This is a genomic window from Achromobacter sp. Bel (genome assembly GCF_012928505.1).
GTDB lineage: Bacteria > Pseudomonadota > Gammaproteobacteria > Burkholderiales > Burkholderiaceae_B > Achromobacter.
The window spans coordinates 66,397-81,542 of sequence record NZ_JABBJN010000005.1; the positions used below are offsets into that span (position 1 = coordinate 66,397).

The following is a 15,146-nucleotide window of genomic DNA, read 5'->3' on the forward strand; positions in this document are numbered from 1 at the left end:
TGCATTACGTCGACGCGGGCGCTCAGGCCAGGTCGATGGCGCCCGGCATGCGCGGATCGGGCACGGGCGGGTCGTCGGGCGGCTGGTTCGGATCCGGCAGCGGATCGTCGGGCGGCAGGTTGCCGGGTAGCGAGGGGTCGTCGGGCGGCAGGTCGTCGGGCAGGCCGGGTTCTCGATGCGGGGTTGGGGTCATGGTGTGCTCCTCCGGCGCCAATCGCGCCGCCCCCCTGACAGCAATTGGCGTTCCCGCTGCGTGGCGGACACGACGCTTGACGTAAAAAAGCCCTCTTGCGAGGGCTTTTTAACGGTATCCGGCAGCGCGGGCTCAAGGTTGGGCCTTGCTCTCCTTCGGCAGTTCCACGCCATTACTGCCATCGCTCCCAAGAAATGCCATCACGGCCACCTTGCCGGCGGCGGACGCTTCGTCCTGGCTCCCATAGCGTCTCTCGGAATAATTGGTGCTATGCACATTGCCGGACGCGGGATCAAGCAAGGTGATGATCCACGCGAATTCGCCGGGCATCAGTTGCCTGACCTGCAGCGTGGCACGCGTGCCGGGACGCAATCTATGCGGCATCTGGCAGCCTTTTCAGTAATGGGGTGCCCTCATCGTAGCGCAAAGCCGCCGATCACCGGCAATGCACCGAACGCCGTTCGAAATGCTGCGGATGCACATGATTTCATGCTGCACACCCCGCGGCAAAAACGCCACATCGCGCGGTTTCTGCCAGGAAAACCCTAGGGTGCATGCCGCCAATACAGGCGCACAATCAGTACAAACATATAGACCGCACAAGCGGCGCCGCACCCCTTTAATCAGGCGAGGACGGAGACAACATGACTTATGTAGCAGTAGTTATCAGCTGTTTGATGGTTATGGGTATCGTCGCGTTGGTGATTCAAACGATTCAAAGCGCAGGGCCTGAGCCCTGGCTGAAGATTTCGGCGGCGATTGTCAGTTCCACCTTTGCTTCGCTCTTGTTGATCCCGCTGGGCTACGCCGTCGCCCAGACCATGCTGATCGACTGACGCCACCGCTTTCGTGGCGTTCCGCCAGGGCTACCCGCCCCGCGCCGGTTTGCCTCGTGTCGCCGCCCAGCACAACAATGAACCGGCGGTGACCATCGCCACGCCCTGCCAGAACGGGGGGGACAGGCGGGTCGACAGCCACACGGCTGCGAAGAAGGTGGAAAGCACGGGTGTGAAGTAGGACGCCGTGGCCAGCAAGGTCAGGTTGCCTTTCAGTATTCCCACGTTCCACAACGCGTAGCCGGCCGCCATCGCGCCGCCCGTCACGCAGAGTTCGACCGTGGCGGCCCCAGTGAATGTCAGCGCCGGCTCGGCACTGAAGCCGTACTGGGTCCACAACGCAGCCGCAGTCAGCATGAAAAATAGCGCGACGCCATTCTTGCCGTCGGCGTACCGCTTTGTCACGTTGCAATAAACGGCCCAGATAATGGCGCCACTGAACGCCAATCCATAACTCAGGGGGTTGCTCGACACGTTGGCCAGGGTGCGTTCCCATGACAGACCGCCCGCCCCGCCCACGACCCAGACGATGCCACATACCGACAGCACAATCCCCGGCACGACCCACGCGTTGGCACGCTGACCGTTGATGATCATCGCCAGCACCACCGTCAGGCAGGGCCAGAGATAGTTGACGATGCCAAGCTCGATGGCCTGTCCGCGATCCAGGGCAAAGCCCAGGGACAGCGACAGGCAAATTTCGTAGGCGACGAACAACAGACTGCCCACGACAAGATAACGCCGGGGGAAACTGCGTAATTTCGGTAAACCCAGCAAGCACACCAGGAAAATCGAACCGACCGTATAAATAAGCGCGGCGCCGCCGATGGCGCCGAAGCTCTCGCTGACGCTGCGAATCAGGCCGACAACCGTGCCCCACAGCAGGATCGCCAGTAAACCTAGGATAGTGGCCGTATTCCGGCCGGGGGAAATTTGCATTACCGTTCCGCTTGCTCTTTGCTGCGCGCCGCCTTGCCTGCGGGCCAGGCGCGGCGTCAGGCGGGCAAGTGTAGCGAATACCAGGCGTTAAACGTAGTAATCGGCCGGCATGGGGGAATATCCATGCCAACAAGCGATACACCCACTGAAACAATGAATAAGAGGGAGTAGCACCCGCATGGCCATTTCCATACGTAGATTGAGCGATGTGCTTGCCAGCACGGAGTCGGGCAGGCTTTATCGGATTGAAGTCTTCTTGCAGGCGGATGACCCGGGAACCATGAACCCGCCGCCCTTCTCCACACGCTACATCCTGCGAACGTCGGAAGGGGAACGCGTCATCGCCTTGGGCGATAAGCGGTATCGCCTGAAATCAGGGGAAGTGCTGACGGCCCTGGCGCCCCAGCAGGCGCCGCCCCCGGCCTGACCGGGCTTGTGCCCCCTGGAGCCGCGCCACCTCACAGATCGGATGCGACCCGCCGTTTGCCCTGCCCCTTGGCCTTGTACAGCGCCACATCGGCACGTTCCAGCAGTTGCAACATGGTGATCCCCGACTGGGGATAAACGGCGATGCCCACGCTGGCCGACACCGCGACACGGATACTCGGGTAGGGCAAGGACAGGCTCTCGACCAGCGCCTCGGCCACGATCTGGGCGTTTTCCTTGCCCACGCCCATCAGCAGCACGGCGAATTCGTCTCCGCCCAAGCGGGCCGCCACGTCGGACACCCGGATCGCGCGCGCCATGCGGTCAGCGGCTTCTTTCAGCACCGTATCGCCGGCGGCGTGGCCGTGCAGGTCGTTGACGGCTTTGAAGCCATCCAGGTCAATCGCCAGGATCGCAAAGGACTCTCCGCTGCGCTGGGCCACCGCCAATTCACGCAGGATCAATTCGCCGAACAGCACCCGGTTGCACAGCCCCGTCAACGGGTCGTAATGCGCCAGGTGCTGGGCATGCGCCAACATCCGCGAGGCCTGCAACAATGCCGTACCGACTTCCTGCGCCTCTTTCACGCGGGTGGCCGGCAACTCGACGGTTCGGCCTTCGCCCAACGCCAGCGCCGGGCCAACCAGGCCCTGCACCGCCGAGGTCAGGCGGCTGGCCAGGCGCAAGGCCAGCCACAACCCGAGGCCAAACGCGAACAAGGAGCCCAGCGCCAGCCAAGCGATGGAACGGTACAGGTCCGTCGTCAGCAGGGTCATGGGCGCGCCGGCGGCGACTGTCCAACCCGATAGCGCCGACCGGCTGAACGCGGTGTAGACAGGCGTGCCTTCCTTGGTGGTGGTCTCCAGCGCGCCCTCGCTTTCCTGCATCACCGCTTGTGCAAGCGAAGACACCGCCTTCTGCCCGACGAACTTGGTGGCGTCGCGCGTGCGGGCGACGATGGTCCCCGAGCTGTCCAGCACCGCCGCCACCCAACCGTCCGGAAGCGCCCGGCGGCCCAATGCGCTGCCGATGCGGCTGGGCGACAGACCCACGTTCAGGCTGTAGACGACCGTATCGCCGCGCACCACCGGCACGCCCAGCGCGATCATCGGCCTTTTGCTGACGCCGCCCGTGAACAGGCTGCTCAACACTGGCGCGCGCGTCTCGAACACCCGGTTCAAGTCCTGCGGCGCGCCGCTAAGCGGCAAGGGGGTGCCATACGGCACCAGCGTATTGATGATCTGCCTGCCGTCGCGGTCGGTCAGGACATAGCTGTCCACGATCTGGAATCGCACCGATTCCCGCGCGCGCTGATGGAAACTCGCCAGGTCGCCGCTGATCAGATCGGGCGAAGAGGCCAGCATCTGCACGCCCGCCTCGACGCCGGTCAATTCGCGATCGAGGATCGCGGTCAGGTTGCGGGCCAGGAAGATCGTGTCGCGAAAGATGCGCTCTTTCTGGATGACATAGCTTTCATACACTGCCACCGACGCCACGACCAGCGCCGGCGAAATACAGGTGAAGACAAGTGCAAGCAAGCCGGTTCGCATGGAATACCGGTGCTTCGGGCGAGCCTTCGCGCCAGCCAGGCTTTCGCCGTCAGCCATCGCCTCCCCCCCTTGGTCTCATGCGCCCCCCCTTGAATATGTCTTCCACGGCGCTGCCGCGCCTTCAGGCGCGATGTGCTCCGCGTCCCCAATTTACTCCGAAATTTTCGGCCACGCGACGACTTCCTGACAGATGGATACGCCTGGTCATCCGCGTTGACGACAGATTGCTACTATCGCCGCCATGACCAAACCGTCCCCCAAACCCGTCGCCCCCAATGCGCTGGCGGCATCCGACAAAACTGTGCTGACCTACGGCGCCATCGCCGCCCTGTCCGGCCTGGCCCTCTACGCGTTGATGGCGGCCCGCGCCTGGCCATGGGGCCATCCGTTCGCCCTGGCTTTCTGGCTGCAATGGGTGGTGCTGGCGCCGGTGGCAGGTGCCCTGCTGTCGGGCATGCGCGGCGGCAGGCGCTGGCTGGCGGCGTTGATGGCATATGGACTGATCCTGCCCGCCCTGACGGCCTACGGCCTGACGTCCGCGAACGGTACGGCGCCCAACGAACTGGGCGGATGGCCGCCGGGCAATGACCTGGCCCTGGCGCTCTTGTTGACCGGCACCGCGGGCTTCATCCTGTTGCCGCTGATTCAGGCATTGGATGCCGGGAAGCCGCAATGGGACTACCCCGCCGTGTTCCGCGCCGCGTGGCGCAATGCGGTTCATCTGACGCTGGCCGTGTGCCTGGCCTCGGCGGTCTGCCTGTTGCTGACCGCGGCGGGCGCCATGTTCGCCATGATCGGCATCAAGGCCGTCCGCGCCATCGTCGATGACGCCTGCTTCCGGCTTGCCGTCTGGCCGATGGTGCTGGCCGCCTGCCTGGTAGGGGTGCGCCGCCGCCCGCAATTGACCGACACGCTGCAACGCTCCTGGCTGACGCTGAACGCCTGGCTGCTGCCGCTGGTCACGCTGGTGGGGCTGGCGTTCACGCTGGCGCTGGCTGCGCGGATGGCGCTGGGACTGCAGGCCGTCCAGCTTTCGGCGGGCGCGCTGATCGCGTTCTGCCTGGTGTGGATCAAGTTCATCAACGCCGCTTGGCAAGACAGCCCCGAGGCCGCCCCCTTCGGTCCGCGCCTGTCGACGTTGCTGCGCGTGGCGATGGCGTGCCTGTTGCCGCTGGCCGCCGTGGCCCTGTACGGCGCCGTTGTGCGGGTAGAGCAATACGGGTGGACGGTCTTGCGGGTCTGGGGTGTCGTCAGCAGCATGGTGCTGGTGCTGTATGGGGCGGGCTACGCCTGGGCTGCGCTGCGGCCCGGGCGAGACGGCTTCGTGCTGGGCGCCACCAATCTGATCGCGGCCTTCGCCACCCTGGGGGTACTGATGGCGGTCAATACGCCGGTCGCCAATCCCCTGCGGCTGACGGCGGAAAGCCAACTGCGGCGCATGATCGACGGACGGCTGGATCCGGAAAGGTTCAGCTTCTACGCCATGGGCCGGGAATACGGCCGTTGGGGCCGCGACGCCTTGCAACAGCTGGCAGACGGCGCGGCCAATGCGCGGGACCCGCGCATTGCCCTGGCCGCCGCCGACGCCCTGAAAGGCAGCTACTTCAGCTGGAATGATGCCGGACCCGCCGCCAGCCAGCCGCCGGCGACCGATCCCCCGCCCGTCGCCGTACCCGCATTCGGCACCACCCCGATTGGACGCGAGGTCCCCGGAGCGTGGTGGCACGCGCTGCGCGCGACGTCTCCGGTGCTGGCAAGGAGGTGTGCGCCCCCGGCGGCTCCTGCCATCCTGGACGAGGCGGCCGGCCAGCCGTGCCGGTTGGTCTTCGCCGACCTGACCGGAGACGGCCAGGACGAGATCATCCTGTACCTCGCGCCGAAAAACGACGCACCCGACCGCAGGGAGCGGTTGATCGTCTACGCCTTCGAAGGGCAGGCGTGGAGCCAGGTGGGCCGGCTGCAGGCGGAGAGCTTTGAGCAGCCCATGGAGGACGCGACCGGCGTCGTGGATATCCGGCAAGCGTTGGAACTGGGCCTCGTGCGCACCCGGCCCCGGCCGGAACGCGACCTGATGATCGGCGACAACCTGTTGCGGCTGCGCTGAGCTACCGTTCTTCCAAATCGGGGGTGCCCGAAAACTGACTCTTCAGCAGCGTCAGCGCGCCCTTCTCCGCCAACGCCTCGTTGGGGAACACATGCTTGGTGTCTTCCAGCACCGGAAATCCGAAAATGCGGACCCGGACGTGAAAGCCTTCGGGGGTTTCGGCGAACTCGATATCGAAATTGCGCTCTTCGATCCAGCCCGATCGATGCAGTTTCCATTCCATATGCAACACGCTCCTGATTGGCGAAGTCGACACGAAAGGCCGGCCGGGAAAGGCCGACGCTGCTACACCATACACCCGGCGCGGCGCGCGCGGATGGCTTGCGGCCAACCTTGCGCGGCGCCCGTGCGTCTTACTCCCCGGGTGGCAGACCCTCTGGCGCATTGCCCAGCAGCTCTTCGGAAGCGGGAGAAAAAAGGTCCCAGCACGCCATGAACAACGCGGCAATCAGCGGGCCGATCACAAAGCCGTTCAGGCCGAACAAGGCCATGCCGCCCAACGTGGAGATCAGCACCACGTAGTCGGGCATCTTGGTGTCCTTGCCCACCAGGATCGGACGCAGCACGTTGTCCACCATGCCGATGACTAGGACGCCGAACGCGATCAGCACTGCCCCCTTGACCACGGCTCCCGTCAGCAGGAAGTAGATCGCGACCGGCGCCCAGATCAGGCCGGCGCCGATCGCGGGCAGCAGCGACAGGAAGCCCATGATCACGCCCCACAGCAGCGCGCCCTGGATCGACAGGATAGAAAAGATGATTCCGCCCAGCGCGCCTTGCGCCGCCGCCACCGCGATATTGCCCTTGACGGTGGCGCGCACGACGGTGGTGAACTTGCGGAACAGGTGCTGCTTGTGCGCGTTGCTCAGCGGCATCGCGCGCTTCAGGCGTGCCGTCAGTTGCGGCCCGTCGCGCAACAGGAAGAACAGCAGGTAGAGCATGATGCCGAAGCTGATCACGAACTGGAAGGTGTCCTGCCCGATGTTCAGCGCCTGGGTCGCCAGGAACTGGCTCGCCTGCATCGCGCCCGCGCTGAGTTTTTGCTGCAGGCTGGGGATGTCGGCCAGATCGAAACGCGCCAGCATGTCATGCACCGTCGGCGGCAACGCGGCCATCGCCTGCTGGAAGTAAGCGCCAAAGTTCAGCTCGCCCGACTTGATGCTCTGGTACAGGTTCGCGCCTTCGTTCACCAGCGAACCGCTGATGGCGACCAGCGGCAGGATGACCAGCAGCAGGACCAGCAGCAAAGTGATCAGCGCGCCCAGATTGCGCCGTCCGCCAATGCGCGCGACCAGCCGGCGCTGCAGGGGCGCGAAGATGATGGCAAGGATGGCGCCCCAGAAAACAGCGCCGTAGAAAGGCCACAGGAGCCAGCCGAACGCGATGGTGACCACCACGAGCAGGAGCAGAAAGGTTCTGTAGTGCAAGCTGGATGATTGGCTCATATTCCGTTCCAGGCACGGCGAACGCCGCGAGACCCGCATTGTACAAAGCGCCAGCCTCGCGGTGGATTCAGGCCCCAAGCCCCACGGCCCGCAGGACAGTCTCGCGCGCCTGCGCCAAACCATCCGACTGCGCATTCAGCCCCTGCAAGCGCAGATTCAATTGCTGCTGAAGCGTCAGCGTCGCCACGCGCGCCTGGCCGTCCACCAGTTGGATGTCCGCGGCGTTGGCGGCCACGAAATCCGCCACGCCCACGGCATCGCGCGCCACGGAATCCATGCGCGTCGCCGCCTGCATCAATTCGGCGGCGGGCGCCGTCACGGCTTCGTCGTAGACGCCGCCATAGACCGGTGCCAGGTCCGGCGGCAACGTCATCGCGGCCCGAGCGCGGTCGGCCTTGGCGCGCGCATCGTGAAGCTTGCCGGCGCTGTCCGCCAAGGTTTTGCGGGCCGCCTCGAAGCCGGCCTTGCGGTCGACGATCTCGCCCACCGAGCGGATCGCCTCCACCGCCAGCACTTCGCGCAACGGGGCGGCGGCCTCGGCCATCTCTTTCTGAAAGCCGGTAATGACCTCGTACGCATCGGCGTAGTCGCCAATCGCGGCTTTCTCGGACTCGCCAAGCGCGCCGATCGGCAACAGCGCGTCGCTGCTCACCCGAGCTTGCAGCAATTGGATGAACGCCACGCGCTCCTGGGGCTCTTTATTGACGCAGGCCGTCGTGATCAGCATTGAAGCCATCGCCAGGCCCGTCAGGCAGGCTCGCCATGGTGACATGCGTATCCTCCTTGCTATCAGGGGTTGATGTTGCGGGATTGAAGGCCCCGGATTGAAGCAGCCGCCCCGGCGACGGCCGGCGCACGTGGGCAGATTATCCCGAAGCGTCGTCCAGCCACCACCCGCGAGCGGATTTTGTTGCGATCGAAGCGAGTTGACACAGGCCGCGCCGGGCGCGGATCCGTTCGGGCTGTCATGCGCCCAGCCAACAAGCCATCGCGCACCGCCGCGCGGTATCGAAACCGGCATCCGCCTCCGCCTGGAGCCGCGCGTGCAGCAGAGGGGAAAATGGCGGCGTCAGCGCCACGAAGCCCTGCCGCCGGTAAAACGGCGCATTCCATGGCAGTTCCCGGTCGGTGGTCAGCAGCACCGCCCCGTATCCGCCCGCCGCCCGCGCATGTGCCAACACCGCCCCCAACAGGGCGCGGCCCAGACCCTGCCCCTGCCAGGCCAATGTCACGGACATCTCGGCCAGGAACAAATCTCCACCCATCGGCTGCGCCAATGCAAATCCGCGCACCTCGGCATCGGGTTGCGCCACCCACAGCAGGCCGGCCGACTGCGCCACCGCCAGTTCGTCCCAGGGCAGCGTATCGCCGTCGGCGGCCCACGCCACGGCGGTGCCACGGAACCGCGCTGCGGCGGAGCGTTCAATATCGGCCAGGCTGGCCAGATCGGAGGGTCGGGCGAGTCGGATCATGAGGGAGGCAAGTATGCACCATGTGAACGCATGGGCGCCCGCCTGCCCGATCCCTTAAAATGCGACTTCCGGCCGTGCTATCGGCCGCCCGCAACACTGGCTTTGCCTCAACAATGACTCACAACGCTACTTCCGCCTCCTGGGGGTTCACCCAGCCCGATTGCCGCGGCGCGGCCGCCCTGCTGTTCTTCATGGACGATCTGGCACGCCTCGTGAATCAATACCTGGGACACGGCCAGTTGTCGGATGAAGCCCTGGCGGATGCCCAGAAAGCCGTCGACGCGCTGCTTTCGCGCTATGTCGACATCAAAGCGGCCCCTGAAGCGTTCGATGGCGAACGCATCGGCCTGGCGCTGGAAACGGAACGCCAGCCGGACGGCACGATGGGCGCGCAGGTGGCACTGCGCATGTCTGCGCGCCTGGAGGGCCTGATCATCGAAGCCCAGCGCCAGGCCCGCCCCGCCCAGCACTGACGAGGCCCGGGGCCATGCGCCCCTTTTCAAAAAAGACTTGCAAAACTGATCTGCCCGCGATAATATCGATGGTTGAGGTCTTTCTATAGCCGCCAAACGTGGCAAGATAAAGATCACTGCAAGAAGATCACTACAAGAATTACCGGCCTGCCTCAGCACGGATGACCAAATCAGCACTGATGACCAAACGTCATTGACCGCTGTCATTCACTACTGATGGGCCACTCGGATTCCGATCCGATTTGCGAAAACCCACAACGCCAAAACGCAAATCCCGGTTCCGCCCCCGAAAGTCGCGCCATACCCGCGCAACTTCCACAATCAAAGCAGCTCCGAATGCAGCGACGGCCATTGCGGCCACCGTGCTGAATCGATCAACGCCCAGGTACTGCACCTGATGGGCGGGAACCGACGCAAGCAGCCTCGAAGCCGCCGATAGCACCTTCGCCAAACCGGCAGTCCGGATTGGCCAGAAGCACCAAACTCACGCTGCGGCGCACGTCGACCCAACGACGGAAACCGCACAGCAACCGCCAGAGCCAACCCACTCTGCGCGGCCCCTCAGGCCTAAAGAGCGCATGCACCGAACATGCACGCCACCTGGCCCGAACCGATGCCGTTCTGGACTGACGGGCGGCATCAAACAGCGGCATTAAACCGTTACCCGCGCACGCAAAAATATGAGAATGCGCAAAGGGACGGCAACACTAATGCGGTAATGTCATGCATGCCTGTCCGAATCAACCCGGCCGGACATGGCGAACGACCACGATGCGAGGCGCTTTTGTTACGTCCACATCATGCGCGGCATGACAACCCGCAGCTTTCTAATAACTAGAACCTAAGAGAACAAACACCATGAATACTCGCTTCACGACTTCGGACCTGATCCGACGCCCGGCTCACACGACGCTGGACAACACCCCGATCCATATCGGCGACATCGTCTACCTGCAGCCGACCAACGGCCCCGCCATCCGCGCGACGGTCATTTTCAACGCGCCGATCGACGGCACGACCACCTACACGACGGAAGTCGTGCCTTGCGGCTCGTCCACGCAGAAGGTACCCGGCCAGCGCATCCGCTTCCGCCACGAGCACGTGCACCGCATCGAACCCGTGCGTCGCACCACGCACTGATCCAGGCCAAAATCGCCGCGCGTCATGCGCGGCGATTGCTTTTTGCGCGTGATAAATTCGCAAGCAATCCGTCCAGACAGCAAAACCATGCAGAACAACCGGCAAGCGATCCGCATCTGGGATCTTCCCACCCGCCTCTTCCACTGGGCGCTTGTCGCCTGTATCGTCGGTGCGTTCGTCAGCGTGAAGCTGGGCGGCCTGTACATGGACTGGCACGTGCGCTTCGGCTGTACGGCGCTGGGCTTGATTCTCTTCCGGGTGCTTTGGGGCATCATCGGCCCGCGCTACGCCCGCTTCAGCCAGTTCGTGCGCGGACCCGCCGCCGTGGCCCGCTACCTGAAGGGCGCCGCCGCCCCCGCCGGCCATAACCCGCTGGGCGCGCTATCGGTGCTGGCGCTGCTGCTGGTCATCGGCTTTCAGGCCACCAGCGGCCTGTTCACCACCGACGACATCATGACGCAAGGGCCCCTGTTCGGCCATGTCAGCGAAGCCACCGCCGCCCTCATGACGTCGTGGCACAAGCTCAACGAATGGGTCATCATCGGCCTGATCGCGCTGCACCTGCTGGCCGTCGCGTGGTACGCCGCGGTGCACCGCAAGCGCATGGTGCGCGCCATCATCACCGGGGATGTCGATGCCAAGGACCTGCCCGCCGGCACGCCGCCCGCCCAGGACGGCCTGGCCGTGTGGCTGCGCGCGCTGCTGCTGGGAGCCTGCGTGACGGCCCTCGTGCTGTGGATCCAATCGCTGGAAGTGGTCGCGGACATGTCCTTTTCCTGACCCGCCCGCAGCCCCGGGATGAACCAAAAAAAAGCCCTTCGACATAGCCGAAGGGCTTTTTCACTCAGCGATCCGGCCGTCCGCAGACAACCCTCGCCTTACTTCTTCTTGCGGTAGGAATCGTGGCAAGCCTTGCAGCTTGCGCCCACGTCGCCGAAGGCCGCACGCAGCTTGTCCAGGTCGCCCGCATCGGCCGCGGCCGACAGCTTCACGATATTGTCCTGGAAGGCTTGCTGCTTCTGCTTGAAGCCGGCCGCATCGCTCCAGATTTCAGGGCGGGCGTCGCCGCCTTCCGTTCCCGGACCGAAAGCCGCCCACGGCAGCCCGGACAGCGTCTTCAGCACTTCGACGTTGGCCTTGATCTGCGCGGCGTCGTATGGCGCCTGGCCTTTGACCACCGGCGTCATGCGGCCGAAGTGCGAAGCCATCAGCGTCAATGCCGACTGGCGGTACTTGACCGCGTCTTCCGGCTTGGCGAACTGCGCCGAGGCGGAGGTCGCCAACAACGGCCCCACCGTCATACAGGCCAACGCGACAAGCGTGGACAACTTCTTCATTGCAATCTCCCGTAAGGACAACAACAGTGCCGCGCGCATGGCGCGCGCGGCATGGCGACTATACCGCCCGGGCCAACTCTGCAGCCAGTCCGATGTACGAACGCGGGGTCATCGCCAGCAAGCGGGCCTTGGGCTCATCCGGCAGCGCCAGACCCTGGATGAATTCTCGCAGCGCTTCCTCGGTAATGCCCTTGCCCCGCGTCAAAGCTTTGAGCTGTTCGTAGGGCTGCGGCAGGCCATAGCGGCGCATGACGGTCTGCACCGGCTCGGCCAGCACTTCCCAGCACGCATCGATATCGGCATCGATCGCGGCCGTATTGACTTCCAGCTTGCCCAAGCCGCGCATGCACGCGTCCCATGCGACCAGGCAGTAGCCCAGGCCCACACCCAGATTGCGCAAGACGGTGGAGTCGGTCAGGTCGCGCTGCCAACGGGAGATCGGCAGCTTGTCGGCCAGATGGCGCAGCACGGCGTTCGCCAGGCCCAGGTTGCCTTCGGAGTTTTCGAAGTCGATCGGGTTGACCTTGTGCGGCATGGTCGACGAACCGACCTCGCCGTCCTTCAGGCGCTGCTTGAAATAGCCCAGCGCCACGTAGCCCCAGACGTCGCGGTCCAGGTCCAGCACGATGATGTTGGCGCGCGTGATGGCGTCGAACAGGGCGGACATCCAGTCATGCGGCTCGATCTGGATGGTGTGGCGGTTCTGGGTCAGGCCCAGGCCGGCCAACACGCGCTGGCTGAAGGCGGGCCAGTCGATTTCCGGGTACGCCGACAGGTGGGCGTTGTAGTTGCCGGTGGCGCCGTTCAACTTGGCCAGGGGCTCGACCGCCTCGACGGCAGCGATGGCTCGGTTCAGGCGCGCGGCGACGTTGGCGAATTCCTTGCCCAGCGTCGTCGGGCTGGCCGGCTGGCCGTGCGTGCGCGACAGCATCGGCTGGTCGGCCTGGGCCACGGCCAAATCGTTCAGCTTGGCGGCCAGCTCGCGCAGGCGCGGCACCACGACCTGGTCGCGGGCACGCGACAGCATCAGCGCGTGCGAGGTGTTGTTGATATCTTCGGACGTGCAGGCGAAGTGGATGAACTCGGCGGCGGCGGCCAGTTCGGCGTCATCGGCCACTTTTTCCTTCAGCCAGTACTCGACGGCCTTCACGTCATGGTTGGTGACGCGCTCGATGTCCTTGATGCGGGCAGCGTCGGATTCCGAGAAATCCTGCACCAGCTGCTGCAGGCGCTGGCGGGCGGCCGCGGAGAATGCGGGCAGCTCGGGCAGGCCCGCGTCGGACAGGGCGACCAGCCACGCCACCTCGACTTCGACGCGGTGCGCCATGAAGCCGGCCTCGGACAGCAGACCGCGCAGCGCGTCGCCCCGGGAAGCGTAACGGCCATCCAATGGCGAAAGGGCATTAAGTTGGCTCAATTGATCGGCGATTTGCATGGTCTGAAGAAGAAATGGCTACGGATGGGAAAACCCGACGATTTTATCATCCGGGGGAATGCAACATTGTGGCAAACTGGCGAAGATTCCGGCCAGCGGACGGTTGGGCGCTCATCCGGCCTGCTATACTTCGGCCGCTTTTCGACTCCGCTTGTGACTCCATGAAACTGATCGGCTCGCTTACCAGTCCATACGTACGCAAGGTGCGTATCGTCATGGCCGAGAAAAAGCTGGACTACCGGCTTGAACTCGAAAACGTCTGGTCCGCCGACACGCAGATCCAAACGTACAACCCGCTCGGCAAGGTGCCCTGCCTGGTCATGGAAGACGGCGGCGCGCTGTTTGATTCGCGCGTCATCGTCGAATACCTGGACACCTTGTCTCCTGTCGCCCGCCTGATTCCGCAGCCGGGCCGCGACCGTGCAGCCGTCAAATGCTGGGAAGCCATCGCTGATGGCCTCCTGGACGCTTGCGTGGCCATCGTGAAGGAAAACCAGCGTCCCGAGGCGCAACGCAGCCCCGAATGGATCGAGCGCCAGTACAGCAAAATCCACGCAAGCCTGGATGCCATGAACAAGAGCCTGGGCGACAACGCCCACTGCATGGGCATCAACTACAGCCTGGCGGATATCGCCGTCGGCTGTGCGCTGGGCTACTTGGATCTGCGCTTCGCCTCGCTCGATTGGCGCGTCAACCACCTGAACCTTGCCCGCCTGTACGACAAGCTGTCGCAGCGGCAATCGTTCATCGATACGATCCCCAAGACCGCCTGAGGGCGGTCCCGGACGGCCCGTTCCCACGGGCCGTCGCACACGCCCCATCCAGCAGGGGCGTCTGAATACCGGCCGCCAATGCGGCCGGTTTGCATTTCCGTGTCCGAAAACGCCGCCTTATTGCGCGGCGAACGTCTGCCAGGCCTTGAACAGCATGTAGGCGGCCAGCGCGAACAGCAGGCAGGCAAACACGCGCTTCAAGGTCTGCACAGGCAGACGGTGCGCCATGCGCGCACCCAGCGGCGCCGTGAGCACGCTGGTGCATACCAGCGCCACCAGGGCGGGCCAATAGATGTAGCCCAGCATGCCCGGGCGCGACGTCCCTTCGTTCAGGCCGGACACCACATAGCCGACGCTGTTGGCCAGCGCGATGGGAAAGCCCAGAGCCGCCGAGGTCGACACCGCGTTGTGCAGGGCCACGTTGCACCAGACCATGAAGGGCACCGACAGGAACCCGCCGCCTGCGCCGACCAGGCCGGACAGGAAGCCGATGCCCGCCCCCGCCGCGCTGGTGCCGACCACGCCGGGCATCTGTCGCGCCGGCTTGGGCTTCTTGTTGCGCAACATGCTCCAGCCGGAATAGCCCACGAACAGCGCGAAGAACAGCGACAGCCACAGCGTGCTGAGCGCCGCGAAGACGGCCCCGCCCGACAGCAGCCCGCCCAGGATGATGCCCGGCGCCATCGCCCACACGATGGGCCACTTGATCGTGCCCTTCTGCTGGTGCGCCCTGACGCTGGATACGGAGGTGAACAGGATGGACGTCATTGACGTCGCGATCGCGGCGTGCACGACCAGTTCGGGCGGCATGCCCTGCCAGGCAAACAGCATCGTCAGGAAGGGCACCAGCAACATCCCGCCACCGATGCCCAGCAGCCCCGCCGCAAACCCCACCACCGCGCCCAGCACCAGCAGGCACATCACCATCGTCACATCCACAACCGTCTCCTCTTTTATTGTTCGGCTTCTTGCTTGTCATGAGCGAAGGCCCCGCCGGCGTCGCGCCCGCGGGGCCTTGTCGGG

18 protein-coding genes are annotated in these 15,146 nt (G+C 64.8%); 7 read left to right on the forward strand and 11 right to left on the reverse strand.

All coding sequences use genetic code 11. The features are described from left to right. Window positions 1-22: 22 nt before the first annotated feature. Together HG262_RS04950 and HG262_RS04955 are read right to left on the reverse strand one after the other, a co-directional pair. On the reverse strand, window positions 23-193 hold the full coding sequence (locus HG262_RS04950; RefSeq protein ID WP_169269995.1) for a hypothetical protein: 171 nt from the start codon (window positions 191-193) through the stop codon (window positions 23-25). Between the two features lie 132 nt (window positions 194-325). Further along, window positions 326-577 carry a hypothetical protein gene (locus HG262_RS04955; protein WP_169269996.1) on the reverse strand — a complete coding sequence of 84 codons (252 nt, stop codon included), beginning with the start codon at window positions 575-577 and terminating at the stop codon, window positions 326-328. A 260-nt stretch (window positions 578-837) separates the two neighbouring features. Between HG262_RS04955 and HG262_RS04960 the strand changes: the two genes are divergently transcribed. After that, the gene (locus HG262_RS04960) at window positions 838-1,029 is read left to right on the forward strand and encodes a hypothetical protein (protein WP_105558470.1); all 192 of its coding nucleotides are present in this window, start codon (window positions 838-840) and stop codon (window positions 1,027-1,029) included. A 30-nt stretch (window positions 1,030-1,059) separates the two neighbouring features. Here HG262_RS04960 and yddG read toward each other — a convergent pair whose 3' ends face one another. Beyond that, window positions 1,060-1,968, reverse strand: a complete 909-nt coding sequence (gene yddG, locus HG262_RS04965) for an aromatic amino acid DMT transporter YddG (RefSeq protein WP_169269997.1) — start codon at window positions 1,966-1,968, stop codon at window positions 1,060-1,062. 280 nt (window positions 1,969-2,248) lie between these two features. On the opposite strand from yddG, the gene HG262_RS30945 reads away from it, so the two are divergent. Beyond that, a complete protein-coding gene (locus HG262_RS30945; protein ID WP_248293243.1) occupies window positions 2,249-2,395 on the forward strand; it encodes a hypothetical protein in 147 nt (48 codons plus the stop codon). A 31-nt stretch (window positions 2,396-2,426) separates the two neighbouring features. Here HG262_RS30945 and HG262_RS04975 read toward each other — a convergent pair whose 3' ends face one another. After that, a complete protein-coding gene (locus tag HG262_RS04975) occupies window positions 2,427-4,001 on the reverse strand; it encodes a sensor domain-containing diguanylate cyclase (RefSeq protein ID WP_169269999.1) in 1,575 nt (524 codons plus the stop codon). Window positions 4,002-4,185: 184 nt separating this feature from the next. Between HG262_RS04975 and HG262_RS04980 the strand changes: the two genes are divergently transcribed. Beyond that, complete coding sequence (locus HG262_RS04980) at window positions 4,186-6,048, forward strand: DUF4153 domain-containing protein (protein WP_169270000.1); 1,863 nt, start codon at window positions 4,186-4,188, stop codon at window positions 6,046-6,048. A 1-nt stretch (window position 6,049) separates the two neighbouring features. On the opposite strand, the gene HG262_RS04985 is transcribed toward HG262_RS04980, so the two are convergent. From HG262_RS04985 to HG262_RS05000, 4 genes are all read right to left on the reverse strand, one after another. Next, window positions 6,050-6,271, reverse strand: coding sequence for a hypothetical protein (locus HG262_RS04985; RefSeq protein WP_169270001.1), 222 nt, complete (start codon window positions 6,269-6,271; stop codon window positions 6,050-6,052). 130 nt (window positions 6,272-6,401) lie between these two features. Beyond that, on the reverse strand, window positions 6,402-7,493 hold the full coding sequence (locus HG262_RS04990) for an AI-2E family transporter (RefSeq protein ID WP_169270002.1): 1,092 nt from the start codon (window positions 7,491-7,493) through the stop codon (window positions 6,402-6,404). Window positions 7,494-7,560: 67 nt separating this feature from the next. Next, a complete protein-coding gene (locus tag HG262_RS04995) occupies window positions 7,561-8,265 on the reverse strand; it encodes a DUF3053 family protein (protein ID WP_169270003.1) in 705 nt (234 codons plus the stop codon). A 193-nt stretch (window positions 8,266-8,458) separates the two neighbouring features. After that, complete coding sequence (locus HG262_RS05000; RefSeq protein WP_169270004.1) at window positions 8,459-8,965, reverse strand: GNAT family N-acetyltransferase; 507 nt, start codon at window positions 8,963-8,965, stop codon at window positions 8,459-8,461. Window positions 8,966-9,078: 113 nt separating this feature from the next. Between HG262_RS05000 and HG262_RS05005 the strand changes: the two genes are divergently transcribed. The 3 genes from HG262_RS05005 to HG262_RS05015 all read left to right on the forward strand — a co-directional run bounded on the left by HG262_RS05005 (window position 9,079) and on the right by HG262_RS05015 (window position 11,358). After that, window positions 9,079-9,438, forward strand: coding sequence for a hypothetical protein (locus HG262_RS05005; RefSeq protein WP_169270005.1), 360 nt, complete (start codon window positions 9,079-9,081; stop codon window positions 9,436-9,438). A gap of 858 nt (window positions 9,439-10,296) precedes the next feature. Continuing rightward, window positions 10,297-10,578 (forward strand): hypothetical protein, encoded by a 282-nt coding sequence (locus tag HG262_RS05010; protein WP_006224961.1) that lies wholly within the window; start codon window positions 10,297-10,299, stop codon window positions 10,576-10,578. Between the two features lie 87 nt (window positions 10,579-10,665). Beyond that, complete coding sequence (locus tag HG262_RS05015; protein WP_169270006.1) at window positions 10,666-11,358, forward strand: cytochrome b/b6 domain-containing protein; 693 nt, start codon at window positions 10,666-10,668, stop codon at window positions 11,356-11,358. 98 nt (window positions 11,359-11,456) lie between these two features. Here the strand turns inward: HG262_RS05015 and HG262_RS05020 are convergent, their stop codons facing one another. Both HG262_RS05020 and purB read right to left on the reverse strand, forming a co-directional pair. Further along, window positions 11,457-11,915, reverse strand: a complete 459-nt coding sequence (locus HG262_RS05020; protein ID WP_169270007.1) for a cytochrome c — start codon at window positions 11,913-11,915, stop codon at window positions 11,457-11,459. 58 nt (window positions 11,916-11,973) lie between these two features. Continuing rightward, entirely contained in the window at window positions 11,974-13,350 is a 1,377-nt protein-coding gene (gene purB / locus HG262_RS05025) for an adenylosuccinate lyase (protein WP_169270008.1), read from the reverse strand. A gap of 161 nt (window positions 13,351-13,511) precedes the next feature. On the opposite strand from purB, the gene HG262_RS05030 reads away from it, so the two are divergent. Then, entirely contained in the window at window positions 13,512-14,123 is a 612-nt protein-coding gene (locus tag HG262_RS05030) for a glutathione S-transferase (RefSeq protein ID WP_169270009.1), read from the forward strand. A 117-nt stretch (window positions 14,124-14,240) separates the two neighbouring features. Here the strand turns inward: HG262_RS05030 and HG262_RS05035 are convergent, their stop codons facing one another. Next, complete coding sequence (locus tag HG262_RS05035; protein ID WP_169270010.1) at window positions 14,241-15,062, reverse strand: sulfite exporter TauE/SafE family protein; 822 nt, start codon at window positions 15,060-15,062, stop codon at window positions 14,241-14,243. Window positions 15,063-15,146 lie beyond the last annotated feature (84 nt).

What these genes read in the sequence shown, in the direction of transcription:
- HG262_RS05020 (WP_169270007.1), bottom strand. Translation starts at nt 11,915, where the DNA reads ATGAAGAAGTTGTCCACGCTTGTCGCGTTGGCCTGTATGACGGTGGGG.
- HG262_RS04960 (WP_105558470.1), top strand. Translation starts at nt 838, where the DNA reads ATGACTTATGTAGCAGTAGTTATCAGCTGTTTGATGGTTATGGGTATC.
- HG262_RS04980 (WP_169270000.1), top strand. Translation starts at nt 4,186, where the DNA reads ATGACCAAACCGTCCCCCAAACCCGTCGCCCCCAATGCGCTGGCGGCA.
- HG262_RS05030 (WP_169270009.1), top strand. Translation starts at nt 13,512, where the DNA reads ATGAAACTGATCGGCTCGCTTACCAGTCCATACGTACGCAAGGTGCGT.
- HG262_RS05010 (WP_006224961.1), top strand. Translation starts at nt 10,297, where the DNA reads ATGAATACTCGCTTCACGACTTCGGACCTGATCCGACGCCCGGCTCAC.
- HG262_RS05005 (WP_169270005.1), top strand. Translation starts at nt 9,079, where the DNA reads ATGACTCACAACGCTACTTCCGCCTCCTGGGGGTTCACCCAGCCCGAT.
- HG262_RS04990 (WP_169270002.1), bottom strand. Translation starts at nt 7,493, where the DNA reads ATGAGCCAATCATCCAGCTTGCACTACAGAACCTTTCTGCTCCTGCTC.
- HG262_RS04995 (WP_169270003.1), bottom strand. Translation starts at nt 8,265, where the DNA reads ATGTCACCATGGCGAGCCTGCCTGACGGGCCTGGCGATGGCTTCAATG.
- HG262_RS05015 (WP_169270006.1), top strand. Translation starts at nt 10,666, where the DNA reads ATGCAGAACAACCGGCAAGCGATCCGCATCTGGGATCTTCCCACCCGC.
- purB (WP_169270008.1), bottom strand. Translation starts at nt 13,350, where the DNA reads ATGCAAATCGCCGATCAATTGAGCCAACTTAATGCCCTTTCGCCATTG.
- HG262_RS05000 (WP_169270004.1), bottom strand. Translation starts at nt 8,965, where the DNA reads ATGATCCGACTCGCCCGACCCTCCGATCTGGCCAGCCTGGCCGATATT.
- HG262_RS30945 (WP_248293243.1), top strand. Translation starts at nt 2,249, where the DNA reads ATGAACCCGCCGCCCTTCTCCACACGCTACATCCTGCGAACGTCGGAA.
- HG262_RS04975 (WP_169269999.1), bottom strand. Translation starts at nt 4,001, where the DNA reads ATGGCTGACGGCGAAAGCCTGGCTGGCGCGAAGGCTCGCCCGAAGCAC.
- HG262_RS04950 (WP_169269995.1), bottom strand. Translation starts at nt 193, where the DNA reads ATGACCCCAACCCCGCATCGAGAACCCGGCCTGCCCGACGACCTGCCG.
- HG262_RS04985 (WP_169270001.1), bottom strand. Translation starts at nt 6,271, where the DNA reads ATGGAATGGAAACTGCATCGATCGGGCTGGATCGAAGAGCGCAATTTC.
- HG262_RS04955 (WP_169269996.1), bottom strand. Translation starts at nt 577, where the DNA reads ATGCCGCATAGATTGCGTCCCGGCACGCGTGCCACGCTGCAGGTCAGG.
- yddG (WP_169269997.1), bottom strand. Translation starts at nt 1,968, where the DNA reads ATGCAAATTTCCCCCGGCCGGAATACGGCCACTATCCTAGGTTTACTG.